The organism is Staphylococcus caledonicus, assembly GCF_016238465.1.
Taxonomy (GTDB): Bacteria; Bacillota; Bacilli; order Staphylococcales; family Staphylococcaceae; genus Staphylococcus; species Staphylococcus caledonicus.
The window spans coordinates 84,894-104,368 of sequence record NZ_JABTXV010000001.1 but is presented as its reverse complement, the minus strand read 5'-3'; the positions used below and the strand labels follow the sequence as shown (position 1 = coordinate 104,368).

Annotated in this window: 21 protein-coding genes; 8 read left to right on the top strand and 13 right to left on the bottom strand. The window is 33.8% G+C overall.

The genetic code is table 11. The features are described from left to right. Window positions 1-20: 20 nt before the first annotated feature. From HS848_RS00505 to HS848_RS00480, 6 genes are all read right to left on the bottom strand, one after another. Entirely contained in the window at window positions 21-920 is a 900-nt protein-coding gene (locus HS848_RS00505; protein ID WP_198610881.1) for an ABC transporter substrate-binding protein, read from the bottom strand. A gap of 268 nt (window positions 921-1,188) precedes the next feature. Next, window positions 1,189-1,695, bottom strand: coding sequence for a DUF805 domain-containing protein (locus HS848_RS00500; protein WP_198610880.1), 507 nt, complete (start codon window positions 1,693-1,695; stop codon window positions 1,189-1,191). Window positions 1,696-1,771: 76 nt separating this feature from the next. After that, entirely contained in the window at window positions 1,772-2,536 is a 765-nt protein-coding gene (locus HS848_RS00495) for a MerR family transcriptional regulator (protein WP_198610879.1), read from the bottom strand. A gap of 100 nt (window positions 2,537-2,636) precedes the next feature. Then, window positions 2,637-3,284, bottom strand: a complete 648-nt coding sequence (locus HS848_RS00490) for an endonuclease III domain-containing protein (RefSeq protein ID WP_198610878.1) — start codon at window positions 3,282-3,284, stop codon at window positions 2,637-2,639. Window positions 3,285-3,557: 273 nt separating this feature from the next. Then, the gene (gene argS, locus HS848_RS00485; RefSeq protein ID WP_198610877.1) at window positions 3,558-5,219 is read right to left on the bottom strand and encodes an arginine--tRNA ligase; all 1,662 of its coding nucleotides are present in this window, start codon (window positions 5,217-5,219) and stop codon (window positions 3,558-3,560) included. Next, window positions 5,219-5,632, bottom strand: coding sequence for a DUF1934 domain-containing protein (locus HS848_RS00480; protein ID WP_107507182.1), 414 nt, complete (start codon window positions 5,630-5,632; stop codon window positions 5,219-5,221). Before HS848_RS00480 ends, argS begins: the two co-directional genes overlap by 1 nt. A 490-nt stretch (window positions 5,633-6,122) precedes the next feature. Between HS848_RS00480 and larA the strand changes: the two genes are divergently transcribed. Genes larA through larC form a run of 4 tightly spaced genes read left to right on the top strand, consistent with a single transcriptional unit; the run spans window position 6,123 to window position 10,220 of the window. Next, on the top strand, window positions 6,123-7,391 hold the full coding sequence (gene larA, locus HS848_RS00475) for a nickel-dependent lactate racemase (protein WP_198610876.1): 1,269 nt from the start codon (window positions 6,123-6,125) through the stop codon (window positions 7,389-7,391). Window positions 7,392-7,409: 18 nt separating this feature from the next. Continuing rightward, window positions 7,410-8,237, top strand: a complete 828-nt coding sequence (gene larE, locus HS848_RS00470) for an ATP-dependent sacrificial sulfur transferase LarE (protein ID WP_198610875.1) — start codon at window positions 7,410-7,412, stop codon at window positions 8,235-8,237. A 12-nt stretch (window positions 8,238-8,249) separates the two neighbouring features. Further along, complete coding sequence (gene larB, locus HS848_RS00465) at window positions 8,250-9,008, top strand: nickel pincer cofactor biosynthesis protein LarB (protein WP_198610874.1); 759 nt, start codon at window positions 8,250-8,252, stop codon at window positions 9,006-9,008. Between the two features lie 15 nt (window positions 9,009-9,023). After that, window positions 9,024-10,220, top strand: a complete 1,197-nt coding sequence (gene larC, locus HS848_RS00460) for a nickel pincer cofactor biosynthesis protein LarC (RefSeq protein WP_198610873.1) — start codon at window positions 9,024-9,026, stop codon at window positions 10,218-10,220. A gap of 142 nt (window positions 10,221-10,362) precedes the next feature. On the opposite strand, the gene HS848_RS00455 is transcribed toward larC, so the two are convergent. From HS848_RS00455 to HS848_RS00435, 5 genes are all read right to left on the bottom strand, one after another. After that, complete coding sequence (locus HS848_RS00455; RefSeq protein WP_198610872.1) at window positions 10,363-10,869, bottom strand: YwhD family protein; 507 nt, start codon at window positions 10,867-10,869, stop codon at window positions 10,363-10,365. A gap of 74 nt (window positions 10,870-10,943) precedes the next feature. Beyond that, on the bottom strand, window positions 10,944-12,260 hold the full coding sequence (locus tag HS848_RS00450; protein WP_198610871.1) for an HD domain-containing protein: 1,317 nt from the start codon (window positions 12,258-12,260) through the stop codon (window positions 10,944-10,946). Between the two features lie 17 nt (window positions 12,261-12,277). Beyond that, on the bottom strand, window positions 12,278-12,754 hold the full coding sequence (locus HS848_RS00445) for a GNAT family N-acetyltransferase (RefSeq protein WP_107507189.1): 477 nt from the start codon (window positions 12,752-12,754) through the stop codon (window positions 12,278-12,280). Window positions 12,755-12,858: 104 nt separating this feature from the next. Next, window positions 12,859-13,410, bottom strand: coding sequence for a flavodoxin family protein (locus tag HS848_RS00440; protein WP_198610870.1), 552 nt, complete (start codon window positions 13,408-13,410; stop codon window positions 12,859-12,861). Between the two features lie 284 nt (window positions 13,411-13,694). Next, window positions 13,695-14,630: an aldo/keto reductase gene (locus HS848_RS00435; protein ID WP_198610869.1), complete on the bottom strand. Its 936-nt coding sequence runs from the start codon at window positions 14,628-14,630 to the stop codon at window positions 13,695-13,697. Window positions 14,631-14,776: 146 nt separating this feature from the next. On the opposite strand from HS848_RS00435, the gene hypR reads away from it, so the two are divergent. From hypR to HS848_RS00415, 4 genes are all read left to right on the top strand, one after another. After that, complete coding sequence (hypR, locus tag HS848_RS00430) at window positions 14,777-15,217, top strand: redox-sensitive transcriptional regulator HypR (RefSeq protein WP_198610868.1); 441 nt, start codon at window positions 14,777-14,779, stop codon at window positions 15,215-15,217. Then, entirely contained in the window at window positions 15,204-16,526 is a 1,323-nt protein-coding gene (gene merA, locus HS848_RS00425) for a hypothiocyanous acid reductase MerA (protein WP_198610867.1), read from the top strand. The genes hypR and merA overlap by 14 nt, the downstream gene beginning before the upstream one ends. A 289-nt stretch (window positions 16,527-16,815) precedes the next feature. Next, a complete protein-coding gene (locus HS848_RS00420; RefSeq protein ID WP_103166101.1) occupies window positions 16,816-17,019 on the top strand; it encodes a cold-shock protein in 204 nt (67 codons plus the stop codon). A 334-nt stretch (window positions 17,020-17,353) separates the two neighbouring features. Beyond that, window positions 17,354-17,557, top strand: coding sequence for a cold-shock protein (locus HS848_RS00415; RefSeq protein WP_103166100.1), 204 nt, complete (start codon window positions 17,354-17,356; stop codon window positions 17,555-17,557). A gap of 215 nt (window positions 17,558-17,772) precedes the next feature. Here the strand turns inward: HS848_RS00415 and HS848_RS00410 are convergent, their stop codons facing one another. Together HS848_RS00410 and HS848_RS00405 are read right to left on the bottom strand one after the other, a co-directional pair. Next, entirely contained in the window at window positions 17,773-18,114 is a 342-nt protein-coding gene (locus tag HS848_RS00410; RefSeq protein ID WP_198610866.1) for a DUF1450 domain-containing protein, read from the bottom strand. A 274-nt stretch (window positions 18,115-18,388) separates the two neighbouring features. Continuing rightward, window positions 18,389-19,465: a phosphomevalonate kinase gene (locus HS848_RS00405; RefSeq protein WP_198610865.1), complete on the bottom strand. Its 1,077-nt coding sequence runs from the start codon at window positions 19,463-19,465 to the stop codon at window positions 18,389-18,391. Window positions 19,466-19,475 lie beyond the last annotated feature (10 nt).

The window sequence follows — 19,475 nt, the reverse complement described above, 5'->3', positions numbered from 1 at the left end:
TCCCGCCTTAACTATATGGGTTATCGTTTATAAATCGCGTCACGTAATTCTTTTAACCCTTCATCGATACGTGGACCTGGACGCGAAATTTCATCACCGTTTACTGTTTCTACGCGTTCATTTTTAACTGCTTTAATTTGTTCAAAGCCTCCACGTTTTTTAATTATTTTATAATAATCTGACTTAGACAAGCCTTCTGTAGAAATTAAAATATCAGGATTTTTCTTGATAATACTTTCTTTATCTACTGCTTTCCAACCTTCGATATTTGAAAAGCTGTTTTTAGCATCAAGTTTATTAAGCATGTCATCAAAGAATGTACCTTGCCCTGCTGTATAAATATCAGGTTTAGAGGATACTTCCATAAAGACACTTTGTGATTGATGATGTTTCGGCACTGATTTAACTACTTTTTCAACATTTTTCTTTGTTTCATTAATTAATTCATCCGCCTGTTTCTCACGACCAGTTACTTCTCCAACTTGTTTAAAGGTATGATATGTTTGTTCAAGTGATTGTGCATCTTTAACGTACACTACTTTAACGCCACTTTTCTCTATACTATCCAGCACTTTTTTAGAAGTTCCTTTTTGAGATTCATGCGCTAAAATCAAATCGGGTTTTGCTTTAAGTAAATCTTCTTTATTTAAATTCATCGCATCAAATTGTTGTTTACCCTTTTTGACGTCTTTAGGATAATCATCAACTGTAGACACACCGACAACATTCTTCCCTAAACCTAACTCATATAAAATCTCTGTATTACTAGGTATAAGTGAGACAATACGTTTATACGTTTGATGATCATTAGATGAAGATTGCTCTGATTCTGATGACTTGTTAGATTGATTGCTTTGACCACAAGCCGCTAACACAAGCATCAATGCTACAAACACTAGCCACATTTTCTTATGTAACATGTTACTACTAAAACCTGCCTTTCTTGATAGAAGTTTATGCCTTTATAATACCAAATTACTTTTATAATTAATTAAATTTTATGCTATTTAAATACGAAATTTTACACTTTAATTATAGTGTTGACTTAGATCTCAAATAGTTCAAACTTTAGCATTCATATTTATGTGTGGCTTTTATTTTTAAAAAGTAAAAAATAAGACACCTCATCTTATTTAACCTAATTAATGAGGTGCCTTAACTATTGAGAGTTATAGATCATACAATTATTTAATAATGATCAACTTCTTTAGGATTGGGGCCATAGGCATTAGAACCCTGTTCACTGTCTTTTACGCAATAAACCAAGGCAATTATTGAGATAATAAGCAATGCAAATGAAATAGCACCTACTACAATCGTAACGATTGTCCCAACAAATCCTGTAAAGAAACTTTCTAAAGATACTTGGAAGTATGTATCAATGAGTATTTCTATTTCACAAAACAACATGCAAACAAGCATGATGACAGGAATCGTCATTGTATGGCCAACATCATGAAATCTACGCACTGACATAGTAAATAATCCTATTAAAAGCACTAAATCTATTATTTCATAGATTATACCGAAAAATATTTCGCCGTCTTTAAACACCGAGGTTAAGATGCCGAATATTAGACTTAACAAAATTAGTACAAGGATGTTACATAACGTAGCTAACCAATAATGACGTCGTCTTGTACGCCCTTCGATATTTAGATAATTTTGCCAAAAAAGCTTATATGCTTCAATCATCGTCGTCTCTCCTTAAATATGAGATTAATGGTGTGTTAATTTCATCATTACATATTTAAAGAATAATTAAAATAGTTTATTGGTTATATGCTCGTATAGCTTGAGCGATGTATTCGTTAAGGTGAGAATTATGCCCCTTATTGATATTTTGCGCAAAACGTTCATCATTCTCATAAGTTAAAGCCATATATTCTAAAAATTGTTCGTCGACATTAGGTACTTGTCGTTGTAGGATTGTCTTTAACTCTGAAATATGACGATATACTTGTGTTTCATTGGCATTATAACCTTCTTCTAATAATACGTTCATCTTTTCAAAAAATTGAGTCAGTTGCTGATTTACATTGTTGTCATGTTGTTGCTTATCTGTGCCTCTTAAATTTTCACGTTGCGCTTTAAACGCTTGGTAATATTTAGTGTCTCCATATTTTAATTCTGCTTCTCGGTCGTATTGATCTTGTACATTATAATCATTAAATTTGTCCATATTAATCTCCTCTTCTCTATTATGTGTAAGATGATAGTCGAGAAAAGTAATCATTTGATTAAGATGATTACGACGTTGAATAATTTGCATATAATTGTTTTCTAAAAGTTGATTTTTCTCGCTAATACTTTTATTAAAATATTGTTGAATGTCATGCAACGATAAATTAAGTTGTCTAAGGAAAATAATGACCTGCAATTTAGCAAGATCTTGAGTAGAATAATAACGATAGCCACTTTCTGCAATATAGCTTGGCACTAATAACTCAATTTCATGATAATAATGAAGCGTCCGTGCACTAATACTTGTAATCTGGTGTACTTCTTTAGGAGTGAAATACTCATTATTTAACATTAAGCGACACTCCTCCTTGTCTTTTCGCAACTTATTTCAACATCACTATCTTTCAACCTATCATCTAATAAGGAGTATGAACTATGACGCAACGTGAAGGTCAATCCTTATCTATAAAATAATTATCTAAAAATGTGTAGCGATGTTCTCCTTTTCCATTAAAATAATTTTTTCCAAAATTATCTAGCAATGCATGGAATTCATTAGCGTCTTGATTTGTAAAATACGATGGCAAAATTATATACTTTTTAAATTTATCGTAACTTTCAGTTTGCGTATAACCTAATTTACGATAAAGACGACGTGTATAACTGTCAGGTATAAATTCAATTCCACCAAAAATATAGACAATTAATACATCTGCTGTTTCGCTACCTACACCTCGAATATTTAATAATTCTTTCCTTAAATTTTGTCCGTGGATACGTGCTATTTCTTCATAATTAAATTGATAATTCTCTAACCACTGAAATAATGCGTGAATTGCTTTACCTTTATTTTTATAGAAACCGCTAGAACGAATCACTTCTTGTAATTCTTCTAAAGGCATTTTTAAAATGTGATAAGGATTAAATTGCGTTTCTTCTTTTAACCGTTGCAAAGCCATATCTGCATTTTTCCAATTCGTATTTTGAACTAAAATGGCACCTAACATAATTTCTTCTGGTGTCTTCCCAGGCCACCAACCTTGAGGACCCATATGTTGATACAATGTCTCGTAAAGTTCTTCTGTTGTTAGCGTTGGCATACTTCCCCTCCATTCATCACATTTTGGTAACTCAACCATGTTTAATTTTCCCTAAATGATCACCTATAATACAAGAGGCTGAGCCATTAATATAAAAAATGGTTCAGCCTTTAGTTATGGCAGTAGTTGTCTGAAATGAAGATACGTTCGAGCCTCACTTTCTTCATTTCTAGTCACCCTTGCCGGGGCGAGACGACGAAATCTTTGAAATTACATTAGATTTCTGTCCCGCTCCCTCTCGTATAAACTATATTTAATTATAAATAATCGAATTTACATTGATTCTGGTGCAGATACACCTACTAATGCTAAAGCATTGTGTAATGTAATTCTAACTGCTTCTACTAATGCTATATGTGCTTTAGTTTTTTCTGCATCGTCTGTTAAAACTTTTTCAGCATTATAGAATTTATGGAATGCTGACGCTAAGTCTTGAATATAGTTAGTTAAACGATGTGGTGCACGACTTGCCGCTACATGTTCAATTGTAGGTTCAAATTCTGCAACTTTTTTCAATAAGTCGATTGCTTTTTCATTAGTAATAGTACTAAAGTCTGCTTCTGTAGTCACTTCAACGCCTTGTTCTTTAGCTTGTTTTAAGATTGAGCAAATACGCGCATGTGCATATTGTGCATAGTAGATAGGGTTATCTTGTGACTTTTCTTTTGCAAGTTCTAAGTCAAAATCAAAGTGTGAATCAGGGCTACGCATTGTTAAGAAGTAACGTGCTGCATCGATACCCACTTCATCCATAATGTCGCGTAATGAAATTGCATTACCTGTACGTTTACTCATTTTAACTTCTTCACCATCTTGCATTAAACGTACCATTTGCATAATTTGAATTTCAAGGCGATCACTATCTACACCAAACGTTTCTAAACTTGCTTTAAGACGATTAATATAGCCGTGGTGATCAGCGCCCATTAAGTCGATTAAGATGTCATTACCACGATTAATTTTATTGTAGTGGTACGCTGTATCTGGTGTGAAATAAGTATAATTACCATCTTTTTTAATTAATACGCGGTCTTTATCATCTTTAAAGTCAGACGTACGTAACCATGTTGCACCATCCGCTTCATATGTGTAACCAAGTTCATGCATTTTAGCTAATGTGTTATCAATGGCACCATTTTCATATAATGATGTTTCACTAAACCAGTTATCAAAATGTACATTGAAATCAGCTAAGTCTTTCTTCAACTTATCCATTTCATAATCTACACCTAATTGTCTAAACGTTTTAAGGCGTTCTTCATCTGAATAATCTTTCATCTCAGGATGTTTATTGGCTAAGTCTTTACCAATTTCAATGATGTCTTTACCATTGTAACCATCTGCTGGCATTTCATGGCTTGTGTCACCTAATGCTTCAAAGTAACGTGCTTCAATTGAACGTGCCAAATTAGTGATTTGGTTACCCGCATCATTAATATAATACTCACGAGTAACCTCATAGCCTGCTGCTGTTAAGACATTCGCTAAAGAATCTCCTACTGCTGCATTTCTGGCGTGACCAATATGTAAATCTCCTGTTGGATTGGCTGAAACATATTCTAATAAAATCTTAGTGTTTTTTGATTCTTCAGCATAACCAAATTTGTCACCTTTATTAATAGCTTCTGGGATGACTTGAGTTAAATAGTGATTATCTAAATAGAAGTTAATAAAACCTGGTCCAGCAATGTCTACTTGTTTAACATTAGCTTTACTAGTATCCAAATTATCTACAATCGCTTGAGCAATTTCACGTGGATTACGTTTCGCAATTTTAGTTAATACCATAGCGATATTTGTAGAGTAGTCTCCGTTTTTAGTATCTTTTGGAATTTCAATTTTAATTTCTGGTACATCTTCTGCAAGGCCAGCCTTTTTTATGCTAGCTTCAATTTCTTCTACTAACGTGGCTTTCACTTGTTCAATAATATTCATTAGCTTATCTCCTTATATTTAATTTCATATTGATATGAGCCCATTTTTTCATCATTTTGATGTAACTCGTATTGAATTTTTAATTTCCCACCATTATCGTCCACAAAATGTAATATACTGCGTGTTTTAACCGTTAACGGAATACGACCAGCTGGAATATCATAGAGTGTTACCGTATCTTGACCTTCAACAAAATGAAGATTCATATTAATATCGCCTTTGCGTATTAATTTTACACCTTGTTCTTCAATCTTTATTGTTACATTAACAACCGCTTCTTCAATCTGTTCTTGATAGCGTATAAAGTCTGCGCTCTTTTTTTGCCATGAGCCTTGAGTAGCAAACTCGAATTTTTGCTTTTCATCATTTTGTTTTAAGACTTGCTTCGTTTGAATGTCTATGTTCTTATCCAACGTTCAACTCACCCTAATTCCTAATTAATACACCACATTATAGCACAAATCCCATAGTGCTTGTAGTCGTCAACTACCCATACATTTAGTCAATTTGCTCTTGTGAAAAATTAGGTAATTGTAACTCTGAATGAATAACTTTAATTACTTAAAATCCTAACTATATACTCACGATTTTTCATATTTTTCATTCTCTTCAAAAGTTTTATAACAAGAGACTGAGATATGCTTAGCTTTAAATTTTAACAGTAATTGACCGAGAGAAAGATGCGTCCAAGCCTCAATTTATTCATCTCTAGCTAACCTTTGCTGGAGTGGAATAACGAAATCTTATAACCTTAATTAGTTATTATTTGCCTGTTCCACTCCCCTTCGACTCTATTCCTTACCATTAAAATAAGATATAAATTATGCTATAATTTAACATGTAATAAACAAATAATTTTATAATTATTACAGTTTGACATCAAGACTTATGGAGGGATAGACAGTGAAAACACATGTCCTATATGACAAGTCTGAAGTAGAAGTCAACGTGCCTGATGATAGTACAGTAATTGAACCACAAACTATCGGCGCATTAGACGACTATACTTCAACAATTCAAAATGTTCTGAGAAATCCAACAGGCTCTAAGCCTTTAAAAGAACTTGTAAAAAGCGATGATACAGTATCAATCGTTATTAGTGATATTACGCGTCCAACGCCTAATCATATATTAGTACCTTTATTAATTGAAGAATTAAACCATGTACCATGTGAAAATTTTGTAATTATTAACGGTACAGGTACACATCGTGACCAAACACGTGATGAACTTATTCAAATGTTAGGCGAAGATATTGTTGATAGCGTTAAAATCGTGCATAACCACTGTAACGAAAAAGAAAGTCTCGTTAAAGTTGGTCACAGTAAATATGGTTGTGACGCTTATTTAAATAAAGAGTATGTGGAGTCTGACTTCAAAATTGTTACAGGCTTTATTGAACCCCACTTCTTCGCTGGCTTTTCAGGTGGACCAAAAGGTATTATGCCTGGTATTGCTGGTATTGAGACAATTCAAACGTTCCATAATGCGAAGATGATTGGTGACCCACGTTCAACTTGGGGAAATTCAGAAGACAACCCAGTGCAAGATATGGCACGTGAAGTTAACACAATGTGTAAACCAGATTTCATGTTAAATGTTGCTTTAAATAAAGATAAAAAAATCACTGCTGCATTCGGTGGCGACGTGTTCGAAGCTCATAAAGAAGGTTGCGCATATGTTAAAGAACATGCAATGTTTAAATGTGATGACCGTTTCGACGTCGTGATTGCCTCTAACTCAGGTTATCCGCTCGATCAAAACTTATATCAAACGGTAAAAGGTATGAGTGCGGCAAGCAAAGTTGTAAAAGAAAACGGAAATATTATTATGGTATCTGAATGTGCTGATGGATTCCCAGATCACGGAAAATTCGCCGAAATATTTAAAATAGCTGATACTCCACAAGGCATTTTAGATTTAATTCATGATCCGAACTTTTCCGAAGTCGATCAATGGCAAGTCCAAAAACAAGCAAGTATTCAAACATTTGCCAATGTATATGTTTATTCAGAATTAACTGACCAACAATTAAAAGATTCAATGTTGAATCCAACGTCAAATATTGAACAAACGATTGCAGAATTAGAAAAACAATATGGTCGTAAATTAAGTATTGGGGTTATGCCACAAGGGCCGCTAACTATTCCATATGTAGAAGACGAAGAATAATCGGAAGGAACGATATACATGTCTGAATTACAAAATAAAGAATTAAAATTAGATTCACTACTTCAAGAAATGAAAAGCGTAGTTATTGCTTTTTCTGGTGGTGTAGATAGTAGTTTTGTACTGAAAAAAGCGATTGATGTTTTAGGTGTGAATAACGTAAAACCAGTCGTTGTAAAATCTGAACTTTTCAGAAATGAAGAATTTAACCAAGCGATTGAATTAGGTAGAGAATTAGGCATCGAAGTAATGGAAACTGAAATGTCTGAATTAAACGATGCTAATATTGTTAAGAATACACCTGAAAGCTGGTATTACAGTAAACGTTTAATGTATAGCAATTTATCTCAAATCAAAGAAGATTTAGGCTTCAATTATGTATTAGACGGTATGATTATGGACGATTTAGAAGACTTCCGTCCTGGTTTAAAAGCGAGAGAAGAATTCGGCGTACGTAGTGTCTTACAAGAAGCTGAACTATACAAATCAGAAATTAGAGAACTAAGTAAACAATATGACTTACCAGTATGGAATAAACCTGCATTATGTAGTCTAGCATCTCGTATTCCTTATGGCGAAGAGCTAAGCTTTACTAAAGTAAACAAAGTGAATGAAGCTGAAAAACACATTTTAAATTTAGGTGTTAATAATGTACGTGTACGTTATCACCACAATATCGCTCGTATTGAAGTAGCACAAGATGACTTAGCAACTGTTATCACAAATAAAGATAACATCACATTACGCTTAAAAGAACTTGGTTTTGACTATGTTACTGTAGATTTAGAAGGTTACAGAACTGGTAGTATGAATGAAGTTATCGATACAACTTCAACTAAATTAGTATAAGGAAGTATACACATGAGTAAAGATCCTAGCTCTATCGAAGACTTGCTCGAACGTGTAAAATCAAATCAAATATCAATTGATGAAGCTAAAGCCCAACTCAGTCACTATGACGAATTGGGCTTTGCTAAAATTGATTTACATAGAGCACAACGTCAAGGTTTCCCTGAAGTCATATTTGGCCAAGGAAAGACGAAAGAACAAATAGTTCAAATTATAACTAGCTTACTTCATCATAATAACGTTATTTTAGTAACTCGAATTGATCAAGATAAAGCGGCATATGTTTTAGAACACCACCCAAATTTAGCACATTACGCTGAGGCTAATATTGTATGTACTCCGTTAGATGAAATTGAAAAGTCAAAACATTATATTTCTGTATTATGTGCTGGCACATCAGATTTACCAGTTGCTGAAGAAGCAGCTATCACTGCCGAAGTAATGGGTATCCAAGTGAAGCGGTTTTATGATGTGGGTGTCTCTGGAATTCATCGTTTATTCGCTCACATCCAAGAGATTCGTCACGGAAAAGTTTCTATTGTTATTGCTGGAATGGAGGGCGCACTTGCCAGTGTCGTAGGTGGTCTAGTAGATTATCCAGTTTACGCAGTACCAACTAGTGTTGGCTATGGGGCTAACTTAGATGGAATAACTACCCTGCTGTCGATGATTAATTCATGCGCTCCAGGAACAAGCGTGCTCAATATTGACAATGGTTTCGGAGCCGGCTATAACGCTGCTATGATTATTAACATGCTAGAAAACACATAGAATGGAGCTAAAACTATGAGTAAAGCCTTATATTTAGATTGCCATACTGGTATAGCAGATGACATGCTACTTTCAGCTTTAGTCGACTTAGGTGCTAATCCTAAAGACATTGAAAATGAACTAAAGCAGTTACCTATCGATGATTTTGCATTACATTTTCAAAAGAAAGTTAAACAAGGCATCATCGCTATGACCTTAAGAATCGACTTTCACGAACACCACCATCATCGCAAAGCTTCAGACATTTTCAAAATGATTGATGAAAGTCACTTAGCAGACCGGGTTAAAGTACGTAGTAAAAAAATCTTTGAAACTATTGGTTATGCTGAGGCGAAAATACATGGCATGACTATCGAAGATGTGCACTTTCACGAAGTCGGCGCTATGGATTCAATAATCGATATTATCGGGGGTTGTATTGCACTTGAACAACTCGGCATCGAAACATTATATTGTTCAGCCATTCCTACAGGCAACGGCAAAATCAATATTGCTCACGGTATTTACCCTATTCCAGCTCCTGCTACAGCTGAAATTTTAAAAGGTGTACCTTTAGCGAATTTCGATGTTCAAAGTGAATTGACTACTCCAACTGGCGCTGCCTTTGCTAAAAGTTTAGTGACTAACTTTGGACCATTCCCCGCCGCTACGATGACCGAAATTGGATATGGCGCAGGAAACAAAGATTTTGAATTCCCAAACATTTTACGTGTTATTCAATTTCAAGATGACCAAGAAAATACAAATGATCAAGTCCAAGTGATAGAATGCCAAATTGATGATATGACACCTGAAATGCTGGGACATTTTATGGATGTAGCGCTACAAGACGGGGCATTAGACGTGTACTATACACCTATCACAATGAAAAAGAATCGACCTGCCATTCAATTAACTATTATTTGTAAAGTCAATGATAAGCACCATATTGAAAATGTAGTACTAAGTCATACCTCATCATTAGGTGTAAGAAGCTATACAGTAAATCGACGCATTTTAAGTCGTGCTTTTCGTAAAATTAATACTCAATATGGTGATATTACAATTAAATTCTCTTTAAAAAATGGTAAAATTTTAAAAATGAAACCTGAGTATGAAGAGATGAAAAAAGTAAGTGTGGAAGAAACGATTCCCTTGCAAAACGTTTATAACGAGGTTATGAAAGCCTTATATGCTAATTATAAAGTGGGCGACGAATTAACCGAGGAATAGACACGACTTTAGAATGAAAATAAAATGTTATATTTTTATAAAACGAGGCATGAAGAAGTTTAATTAGAACTCTCTCTTCATGCCTCTTTATCTTAGTCAATTACTAGCTAAACTAAAAACTAAGATATATTAAATTTCAAATTTATTTTAATGCTTCGAATAATTCTTCACTAGAATTATTCCACATTTCTTCATTGTGTGATTTCAAGAAGTCTTTTAAAACTTTTTTATTATCATCACCAATATGATCAACGATAATTTTATGTTTCATAGATTTATCCATCATATTAACATGTTCGGGCATACTTTTATATCCACGACGAATACTTTTATTAACCAATAGATAGCAAGCTGTAACACCTGCATAGTAAGGGCCATTTTCACCACGTTCAGTAGTCACCCAACATAGCCAGTATTCTTTAGCTTCTTCGCCTTCTACTGTTTCTTTATCAGTGATCCATTTTACGCCCTTTTCAACTTGAGCACGCGCATGCATGCCTCCGATATCAATAAACGCTTCTTTCTCCGCAAAATCTATAAAGACAGGCGCGATATTATCTAAACTGATTGATCCAATATTTGTACCCTTATGGCCATCTAAAGGATCATTCTTAATAATATTAAATTTAAAACCTTTGTTCTCAGACACTGTTACACCTCCAAAAACTTAACTTTTATATTTATTATATTATGAGTTATTAATGAAACTTTCAACGAATCAATTTAATTCATTTCATTTAGTAAATTAATGATAGAACCTTTAATTTGTGGATTTTCAATGTTGAGTATCATTTCTTTTGGATAATATAATTTATAATCTTCCCGATTAATACCTGTAATACTTGAAATTACAAGGGACTGGCTACTTATTTCTCTAATACTACCGTTTCTTCTTAATAAATGAATCGGCTGTCGATTTGAACCTGGACGGTCATAATCATATGGTAAATCCGAGAAAGCTTCGCTAACGAAGTAATAATCAGCGTCTATACCACCTTCAATAAATAGTTCCTGTAATTCAGTAATCGTAATAATCGAACCATCAAATGGTATGTATTTAAATAAATCACGATTAATAAATCTTCGCGCTAAATCACTAAGTATTGCATCGTTTTCATTAACCCACTTTTTCAAATAATACAGTACTACCACTTCATCTAACTCAACATACTGTTCTATAGTAATAGTCTCTTCAAAAAACGGTACAAAATCTTCCGGATACATTTTAAAATGATAGCCTTCTTTATACAATTGCTTTACTCGTTTCAAACAATTGTTCAATAAGACTTCTCCGCCTCTACTAACTGGATGGAAGTAGATTTGCCAATACATTTGATATCGACTCATAATAAAGTTCTCAACAGCGTGCATACCACTTTCTTTAATCAGTACTTCATCTTTAGATGGTCTCATTAAACGTAGTATTCTCTCCATATCGAACGTTCCATAAGATACACCTGTAAAATAAGCATCACGTTGTAAATAATCCATGCGATCGGCATCAATTTGCGACGAAATCATGGAAATTACCAATTTATTTTTATGAGTCTTGTTAATAACATCAGCTACATCTTGTGGAAATGTCTCAGAAACACGACTTAATACTTCATTTACTTCAGTGTGACCAGTGATAATTGCCTGTGTAAAGGCCTCATGGTCAGTGTTAAATATCTTTTCAAAGCTATGGGAAAACGGTCCATGTCCTAAATCATGTAAAAGGGCAGCACATAATGCTAGTGGTCTGTCCTCGTTATTCCACGCCTCACGCCCCACAAAAGTTTCATCAATCATACGGCGCACGATTTCATAAACACCTAGAGAGTGCCCAAAACGACTATGTTCTGCAGTATGAAAGGAAAGATACAATGTACCTAGTTGTTTAATACGACGTAAACGTTGAAATTCTTTAGTTTTAATCAAATCCCAAATAAGCTGATCTTTAACATGAATATATTTATGAATTGGATCTTTAAATACTTTCTCTTCAGCTAATTTCTGGTCAACATAAGATGTTTGCGTCAAACTTATCCTTCCTTTCATATTAGTATATTAATAAATTATAAGTGTTTCTTCATTAATGCTAAATCGAGTTGTTCTCCATACATTTCTGGTTGGTAAGAACGAATGATTTCAAAACCTTGATTTTGATAATATTTGATAGCACCTTTATTCTTATTGTCTACTTCTAAATAAACTGCATCATATTTACCTTTGAAATGGGCTAATCCATTTTCAAGTAAATCTGTACCATAGCCTTTATGCTGACATTCTGGATGAACATAGTGTGCTGATAGATATAAGTCTGTACCATAAATAAAGTTTGCAAATCCTACAATTTCATCTTCGTCTTTAGCTACTAAAAACAATTGTTCTTCTAAACGTTTTTTTAAATGTTGTTCATTATATGAAGCAGCAAGTAACTCATTAATCGTTGATGCGGCATAAATATTTAAATATGTGTTATACCATGCCTTAGTAGCAATATCTCTAATAGCTACTACGTCATTTGCTGTCGCTTCTCTGACTTTATACATACTTGATTCTCCTGACTCTACAATGGAATTAATAATGAAATTATATCACAGACCGCAAACAAGCGCTCAATATAGAAGTTGCGCTAAAAATAATTGGAATTTTATTATATTTCAGTCGCGTTGCCTAAATTTTCTTTCCATTCTTTAGCTCTTTCTAAAGCAAATGCATCTTTGGAGATATCACCTGGTCTTTCAGCCGTGCCAATAATATATCCATTTAATTCTGCACCTATAAAATCTAATGTGTATTTCATTTGAGTAATACAAGGTTTCGCTTTTACTTTAGGACAATCTCCCCCTACTAAGATTAAACGGAAATCTATTTTCGCCATCTTCTCTTTAAAATCACTATAATTAGGATCTATAAGTGTTTCGGACCAGTTATCAATAAATGCTTTTAATGAGGCTGACACACTATACCAATAAACTGGAGAAGCAAAAATAACTACGTCACTTTCTAACACTTTATCTATAACTTTTTTATAGTCATCTTGATATGTAGTAATATCTTCATTCTCATGACGTAAATCTCTGACTGGACTGAATTGATATTCCGTTAAATCTATCCAGTCATATTCTAACCCCTCTAATGCTAACTTTGTTAACTGTGCAGTATTACCTTCCGGACGGCTACCACCAAATAAAACTGTAATCATTCATATTCCTCGCTTTCTATTAATTTCATTCATTTATGTATAAGATATCGTTCATATTTTACTATTATGTTATGACTTTGGGCCTTACGTATACGTCTTACTTACTACTTACACAATGTGTTAGTACCCTTTTCAATACATATTTATGTAAGATTGCTAAATTTTATTCTAGAAAGAATAACGCTTGTTCATGATTTTAGAACTCAAAAATAGTCTCGAATTTTAAAAAAGCTCCTACACATATATAAACGGTGTAGGAGTCTTAGTTACTTTATTTTTTTACATTACTTGATTGGAAATAGGTCATCGATTTTTTTAATCTCATCGTCACTTAACGTTACATTAGCCGCTTCAATATTTTCTACAACTTGTTCAGCACGTTTTGCGCCTGGAATCACTACATCAAGTGCTGGACGTGTAAGATAGAAAGCTAATACAATGTTCGCTATAGAAGTATTGTGCGCTTCCGCAATTGTTCCTAATTCTTTCACACGTCGTACATTGTCTTTAAACACTTCTGGTTGGAAGTCACGGCGTGTTGCACGATGATCATCGAATGTTTGGTCTTCATCATATTTACCTGCCAATATTCCAGAGGCTAATGGGAAATAAGGGACAAAAGTAATATTATTGTCAGCTGCATACTTCATTATTTCTTCATTTTCACGGTGTAATAAATTGTATTCTAATTGAACTACGTCTACATAACCATCTTTATTGGCTTCTTTAAGCTGTTCTAATGAGAAGTTAGAAACACCAATTGCTTTAATTTTACCTTCTTGTTTAAGTTCCTGTAATGCTGCAACGGCTTTATCTTTTGGCGTATTTTCATCAGGAAAATGAATATAGTATAAATCAATATAATCTACTTGAAGACGTTTTAAGCTATTTTCAACTTGTTGTTTTAAATACTCTGGATCGTTATTTTGAACCACTTCATCATTATCTTTAATAACATGTGAACCTTTAGTAGCGATTTGAACTTTTTCACGGGGATACTCTTGAACAACTTGGCCAACTAATTCTTCAGAACGTTCTGGTCCATAAATATATGCAGTATCTAATAATGTAATACCATTGTCGATGGCTTTTCTTACTACCTCTTTACCTTGTTCTTCGTCTAAATTTGGGTATAAGTTATGTCCACCTACTGCGTTTGTACCTAGTGCGATTGGGAATACACGTACATCTGATTTACCTAATTGTACTAATTCTGCCATTGAAGACATCTCCTTTATCATCACTTTAAATTTTATTTATCTCATTTTACAGTTTACCCACTTCTTTTTACAGTCATTCATATTGACTTTTCTTATACTATATATTTTAATGTAACTAATAAAGTTACATTAAAGGTGGTGACATCATGAATTTAGAATTTAATATTTCTGTTCATGTGCTTAGTTTTCTAATGAAGCACCGTGATGAACATTTCAGTAGTCAGGAGCTAGCACAACTCACCTGTCTTAATCCGGTGCAATTACGTCGGGTAACTACCGTTCTAAATAATCATGGATTTATAGACGCCCTACGTGGACAAGGCGGTGGATACCGTGCCAATAACACGACACCTACTATTAAATTATCTACGTTGTATCAACTATTCGTCGTAGATAAAACCAGTTCACAACGCATTTTCACTGGTAATGAACAAAGCCATTGTGCTATTTCCAGAAATATTGCACACACGATGGCAAATTATAAAGAACAAGAAATAGCTTTAATGCTTGATTTTTACAGTAAATTAACGGTTAGTGACGTTATTAAAGAGATTATTAAGGAGGAGACAACACATGTCACATTATAATTTATTAATTATCGGTTTCGGTAAAGCAGGTAAGACGCTTGCTAAATATGCAGCATCACAAGGCCAACATGTTGCCTTAGTTGAACAATCGTCAGAGAGCTACGGCGGCACATGTATAAATCACGGCTGTATTCCTTCTAAGGTACTCGTTCATGACGGGATTGAACGTGTAGATTTTGGTTCTGCCTTTTCAAGAAAAAAAGAAGTCGTCAATGCATTAAATAAAAAGAATTATGGCAATTTAGCCAATGATGACAAGATTGAAGTTCTAGATTATAAAGCGCAATTTAAATCAAATACTGAAGTGAATTTAGTAGACGAGAATGGCGAAGTTGCTCATACCGTGACTGCAGATAAAATTGTTATTAATACAGGTGCGAAGTCTAATATTCCAGATATTAAAGGTATTGATACAGCACAGAATCTTTATGATTCACGTGGTTTATTAAATATTGAGTTTCAACCTAAAGATTTAGTTATTATTGGTGGGGGCTATATTGCCCTAGAATTTGCTTCTATGTTCGCAAACTTCGGATCAACAGTTACTGTAGTCGAACACGGGGCTCAAATTATGCCGAGAGAAGACAAAAAAGTCGTAGAACATGCTGTAGCTGATTTAGAGGCTAAAGGCATTACGTTTGTAACAGACGCGGACATACATGAATTTAAAAATGATGATTCGCGCACAATTGTAGAAACGTCAAAAGGCACTTTTACTGCTGATGCTGTGTTATTAGCTACTGGACGTGTGCCAAATACTGATTTAGCCTTGGAAAATACTGATATTACTCTAGGCGAACGTGGAGAAATTAAAGTGAATAATCATTTACAAACTTCAGTAGAACATATCTATGCAGCTGGAGATGTCAAAGGTGGACTACAATTCACTTACATTTCATTAGATGACTTTAGAATTTTAAAATCTAAACTATTTGGTGATGGTTCACGTACGACAGATAATCGTGGCGCTATTCCTTACACAGTGTTTATCGATCCACCATTATCTCGTGTTGGCTTAACTGCTAAAGAAGCCCAAGCTCAAAATTATAATTATGCAGAAAATAAAATTTTAGTTAACACTATTCCTCGTCACAAAATTAATAACGATGGGCGTGGCATATTTAAAGTTGTTATTAATAAAGACAATAATGAAATTTTAGGCGCTACTTTATATGGTAAAGAATCTGAAGAAATTATTAATCTAATTAAATTAGCGATAGATCAACATATTCCTTATCACGTGTTACGCGATAACATTTACACTCATCCTACTATGGTTGAATCATTTAACGATTTATTCAATCTATAAGAATAGTAGTAGATAAAACGCTGAAAAGCTTTAAATTTTTATTTTTAAACGTGAAGCATAATCAACCCTGGCACATCAGTATTTTAAACACACCTGATATGTATAAAATATTTTTATCATAATTTTTTATATTGAAAAGCTTTACTTATTAATAAATATCCGTTATAGTTGGACTTACGTAATAAAAGCTCGTGTATTTAATTGTAGTGTGTTTATCTAGAAATGCTCTCCTTTTTATAAATGAATTTGTTACAAATATTAAGTGCAAAAGCACGTGGAGGTATTCTATATGAATAACGGTACAGTAAAATGGTTTAACGCAGACAAAGGTTTTGGCTTCATCGAAAGAGAAGACGGTGACGATGTATTCGTACATTTCAGTGGTATCGCTGGTGAAGGTTTCAAAACATTAGAAGAAGGTCAAAAAGTTGACTTCGACATTACTGAAGGCCAACGTGGCGAACAAGCAACTAACGTTGTTGTAATGTCATAGGATTAAACCTATTCTTAACACTAAGAAGAATTCATTTTCTTCTTAGTGTTTTTTTATGTGATCGTTTAATTAGTTTTCAATACATTTCAAACTATAATTTTAGGACTCAATCTCTTGTGATACAAGGGTTCGAGCCTCTTTATTAATATATAAATTAAACTTATCACTATTTTTATTGATAAAAAGCTTTACTTATTAATAAATATGAGTTATAGTTAACCTAACGTAATAAAAGCTCGTGTATTTAATTGTAGTGTGTTTATCTAGAATGCTCTCTTTTTAATAAATGAATTTGTTACAAATATTCGTGCAAAAGCACATGGAGGTATTCTATATGAATAACGGTACAGTAAAATGGTTTAACGCAGAAAAAGGTTTTGGTTTCATCGAAAGAGAAGACGGTAACGATGTATTCGTACATTTCAGCGGTATTGCTGGCGAAGGTTACAAATCTTTAGAAGAAGGCCAAAAAGTTGAATTCGAAATCACTGAAGGCCAACGTGGCGAACAAGCAACTAACGTTGTTGTAATGTCATAGGATTAAACCTTACTTGAGAACTAAGAAGAATTTATTCTTCTTAGTTCTTTTTTTATGAACAAAACTCAAAATTAATACAATCTAACAGATGACATCATCCCGTTTCCCAAACAATACGTCAAAAAGGAGGCTCTTCAAATTTTAGCTTTAACCTAAAATTTCGAAGAGCCCCTTCTTTTCCAACGATATATATTTATTATTTCCAGTGTAACATCTTATTTTACAGCTTTACGTTTAGCCAATTTTTCTTTTAATTTTCTATCTTGTTCTTCTTTACGACGTTTACGTTCTTCATTACGCTTTCTTAACCGTTCCTCTTCTTCAGGATCACGTGGTTTTTTAAGTTGAGTTGTTACTTTCTCCATTAGTTCATCTTCAGTTAGTGCAGCAAGTGGACGGTTATTAACAAACGCAAATGTTTTACGGCGTCCTGGTCCACAATACGATTGACACCCTATTTCAATTTCCGCCTCTGGATCTAATTTTTCAAGTTTGCGCTTTAATGATTTAAGATTAACCGCCTGACATTCATCACATATTAAGAATTTATTCTTCACCTTGCTACCCACCTTTCTCTCTATACTCATAGCCATGGACTAACATTAGGACATTTCTCACTTTCATTGAGGAAAAGCTCCCATAAAAACATTTAAAGTTAACTCAATAAATTATTAATCTGTCCTAATCATTATCGTCTAATTTAACTCTAATAATTTTACTCTTTTTACTGGAAAATTCAAGCACTGTTTCAAAGAATACATATTTCAATAAAAAAAGAGCAAGCTCACAATTCTTGTGTCGAATTCTGACTCACTCGTTCCTCTTAACGCATTACTGTCCGTGATAAATTCTAAATTTTAATGGTTTAATACCATGGGCTTCCCATTCGCTATAAATGCGTTGCTTATCAATTTTATTATCAATAATAGTAATACCACAGTCGCCTCCACCGGCGCCCGACGTTTTCGCAGCGCCACCGAAACGTTCACCAATATCACATAGCAGTTTTAAATTTTCCGTTTCAATATCCACCGTTGCTTCATTATCCATTTGTTGGATAATGCCACGATTTTGGCGAATCATTTTTTGTACGCCTTTAATGTTATTCGTTTTAAACGCATAAATTAAATTCTCTACACAAGAATGTGATTGGTCTAAGAATTTTCCATAAAAAGTAGGATCTGATTTAAGGCGTTTCACTTCACTTACTAAATGAGGTGACGATGCAGGAGAACCCGTCCATCCTATTAACACTTCCATGTTCTCTGGAGCTTGTAGAGGCTCTATATGAAGTCCTGGCCAGTTCTTCTCTAAGACGTCATTGACAGACGTTTCTTCCATCTGTTGTTTAACCCAATCATGGTCAAATGTACTATAAGCGAGCCAACCACTATATACACTTACTGCGATATCACCGCAAGAACTCAAACTTTGCAATCTCATGTTTGCAATAACTGCTAGTTTATAAATGTATAAGTTAGATAATTGCATCTCATAAAATTCATTTAAGACTTTCACAACTGATACTAATACGGCAGCACTTGAACCTAAGCCATATTTTTGACCTGAAGCATCATCTAAATTACTATCGATTGTTAAATGAAAATGTTTTAACTTAACATTACAACTTCTAGCGTATTGTTCGAATACTTCAATGGCTGTTACAACATACTTTAATCGATTAGCTGCATGAGGATCTGAAATTTCAATCTTATCTTCATTGCGATAGAATGTGATTGGTTCATAATGTAATGTTTTAGAATGAATTGTACCCATTACTTCGTTTGAAGCTTCAATGGCAGCTGTAACAAAACGGTCTACCGCGATTAAGACCGATTTATAGCCTGGCTCGGTCACTGCATATTCACCTGCTACATAAAGCTTTCCTGGCGCTTTCACCTGAATCATTGTATCTCTT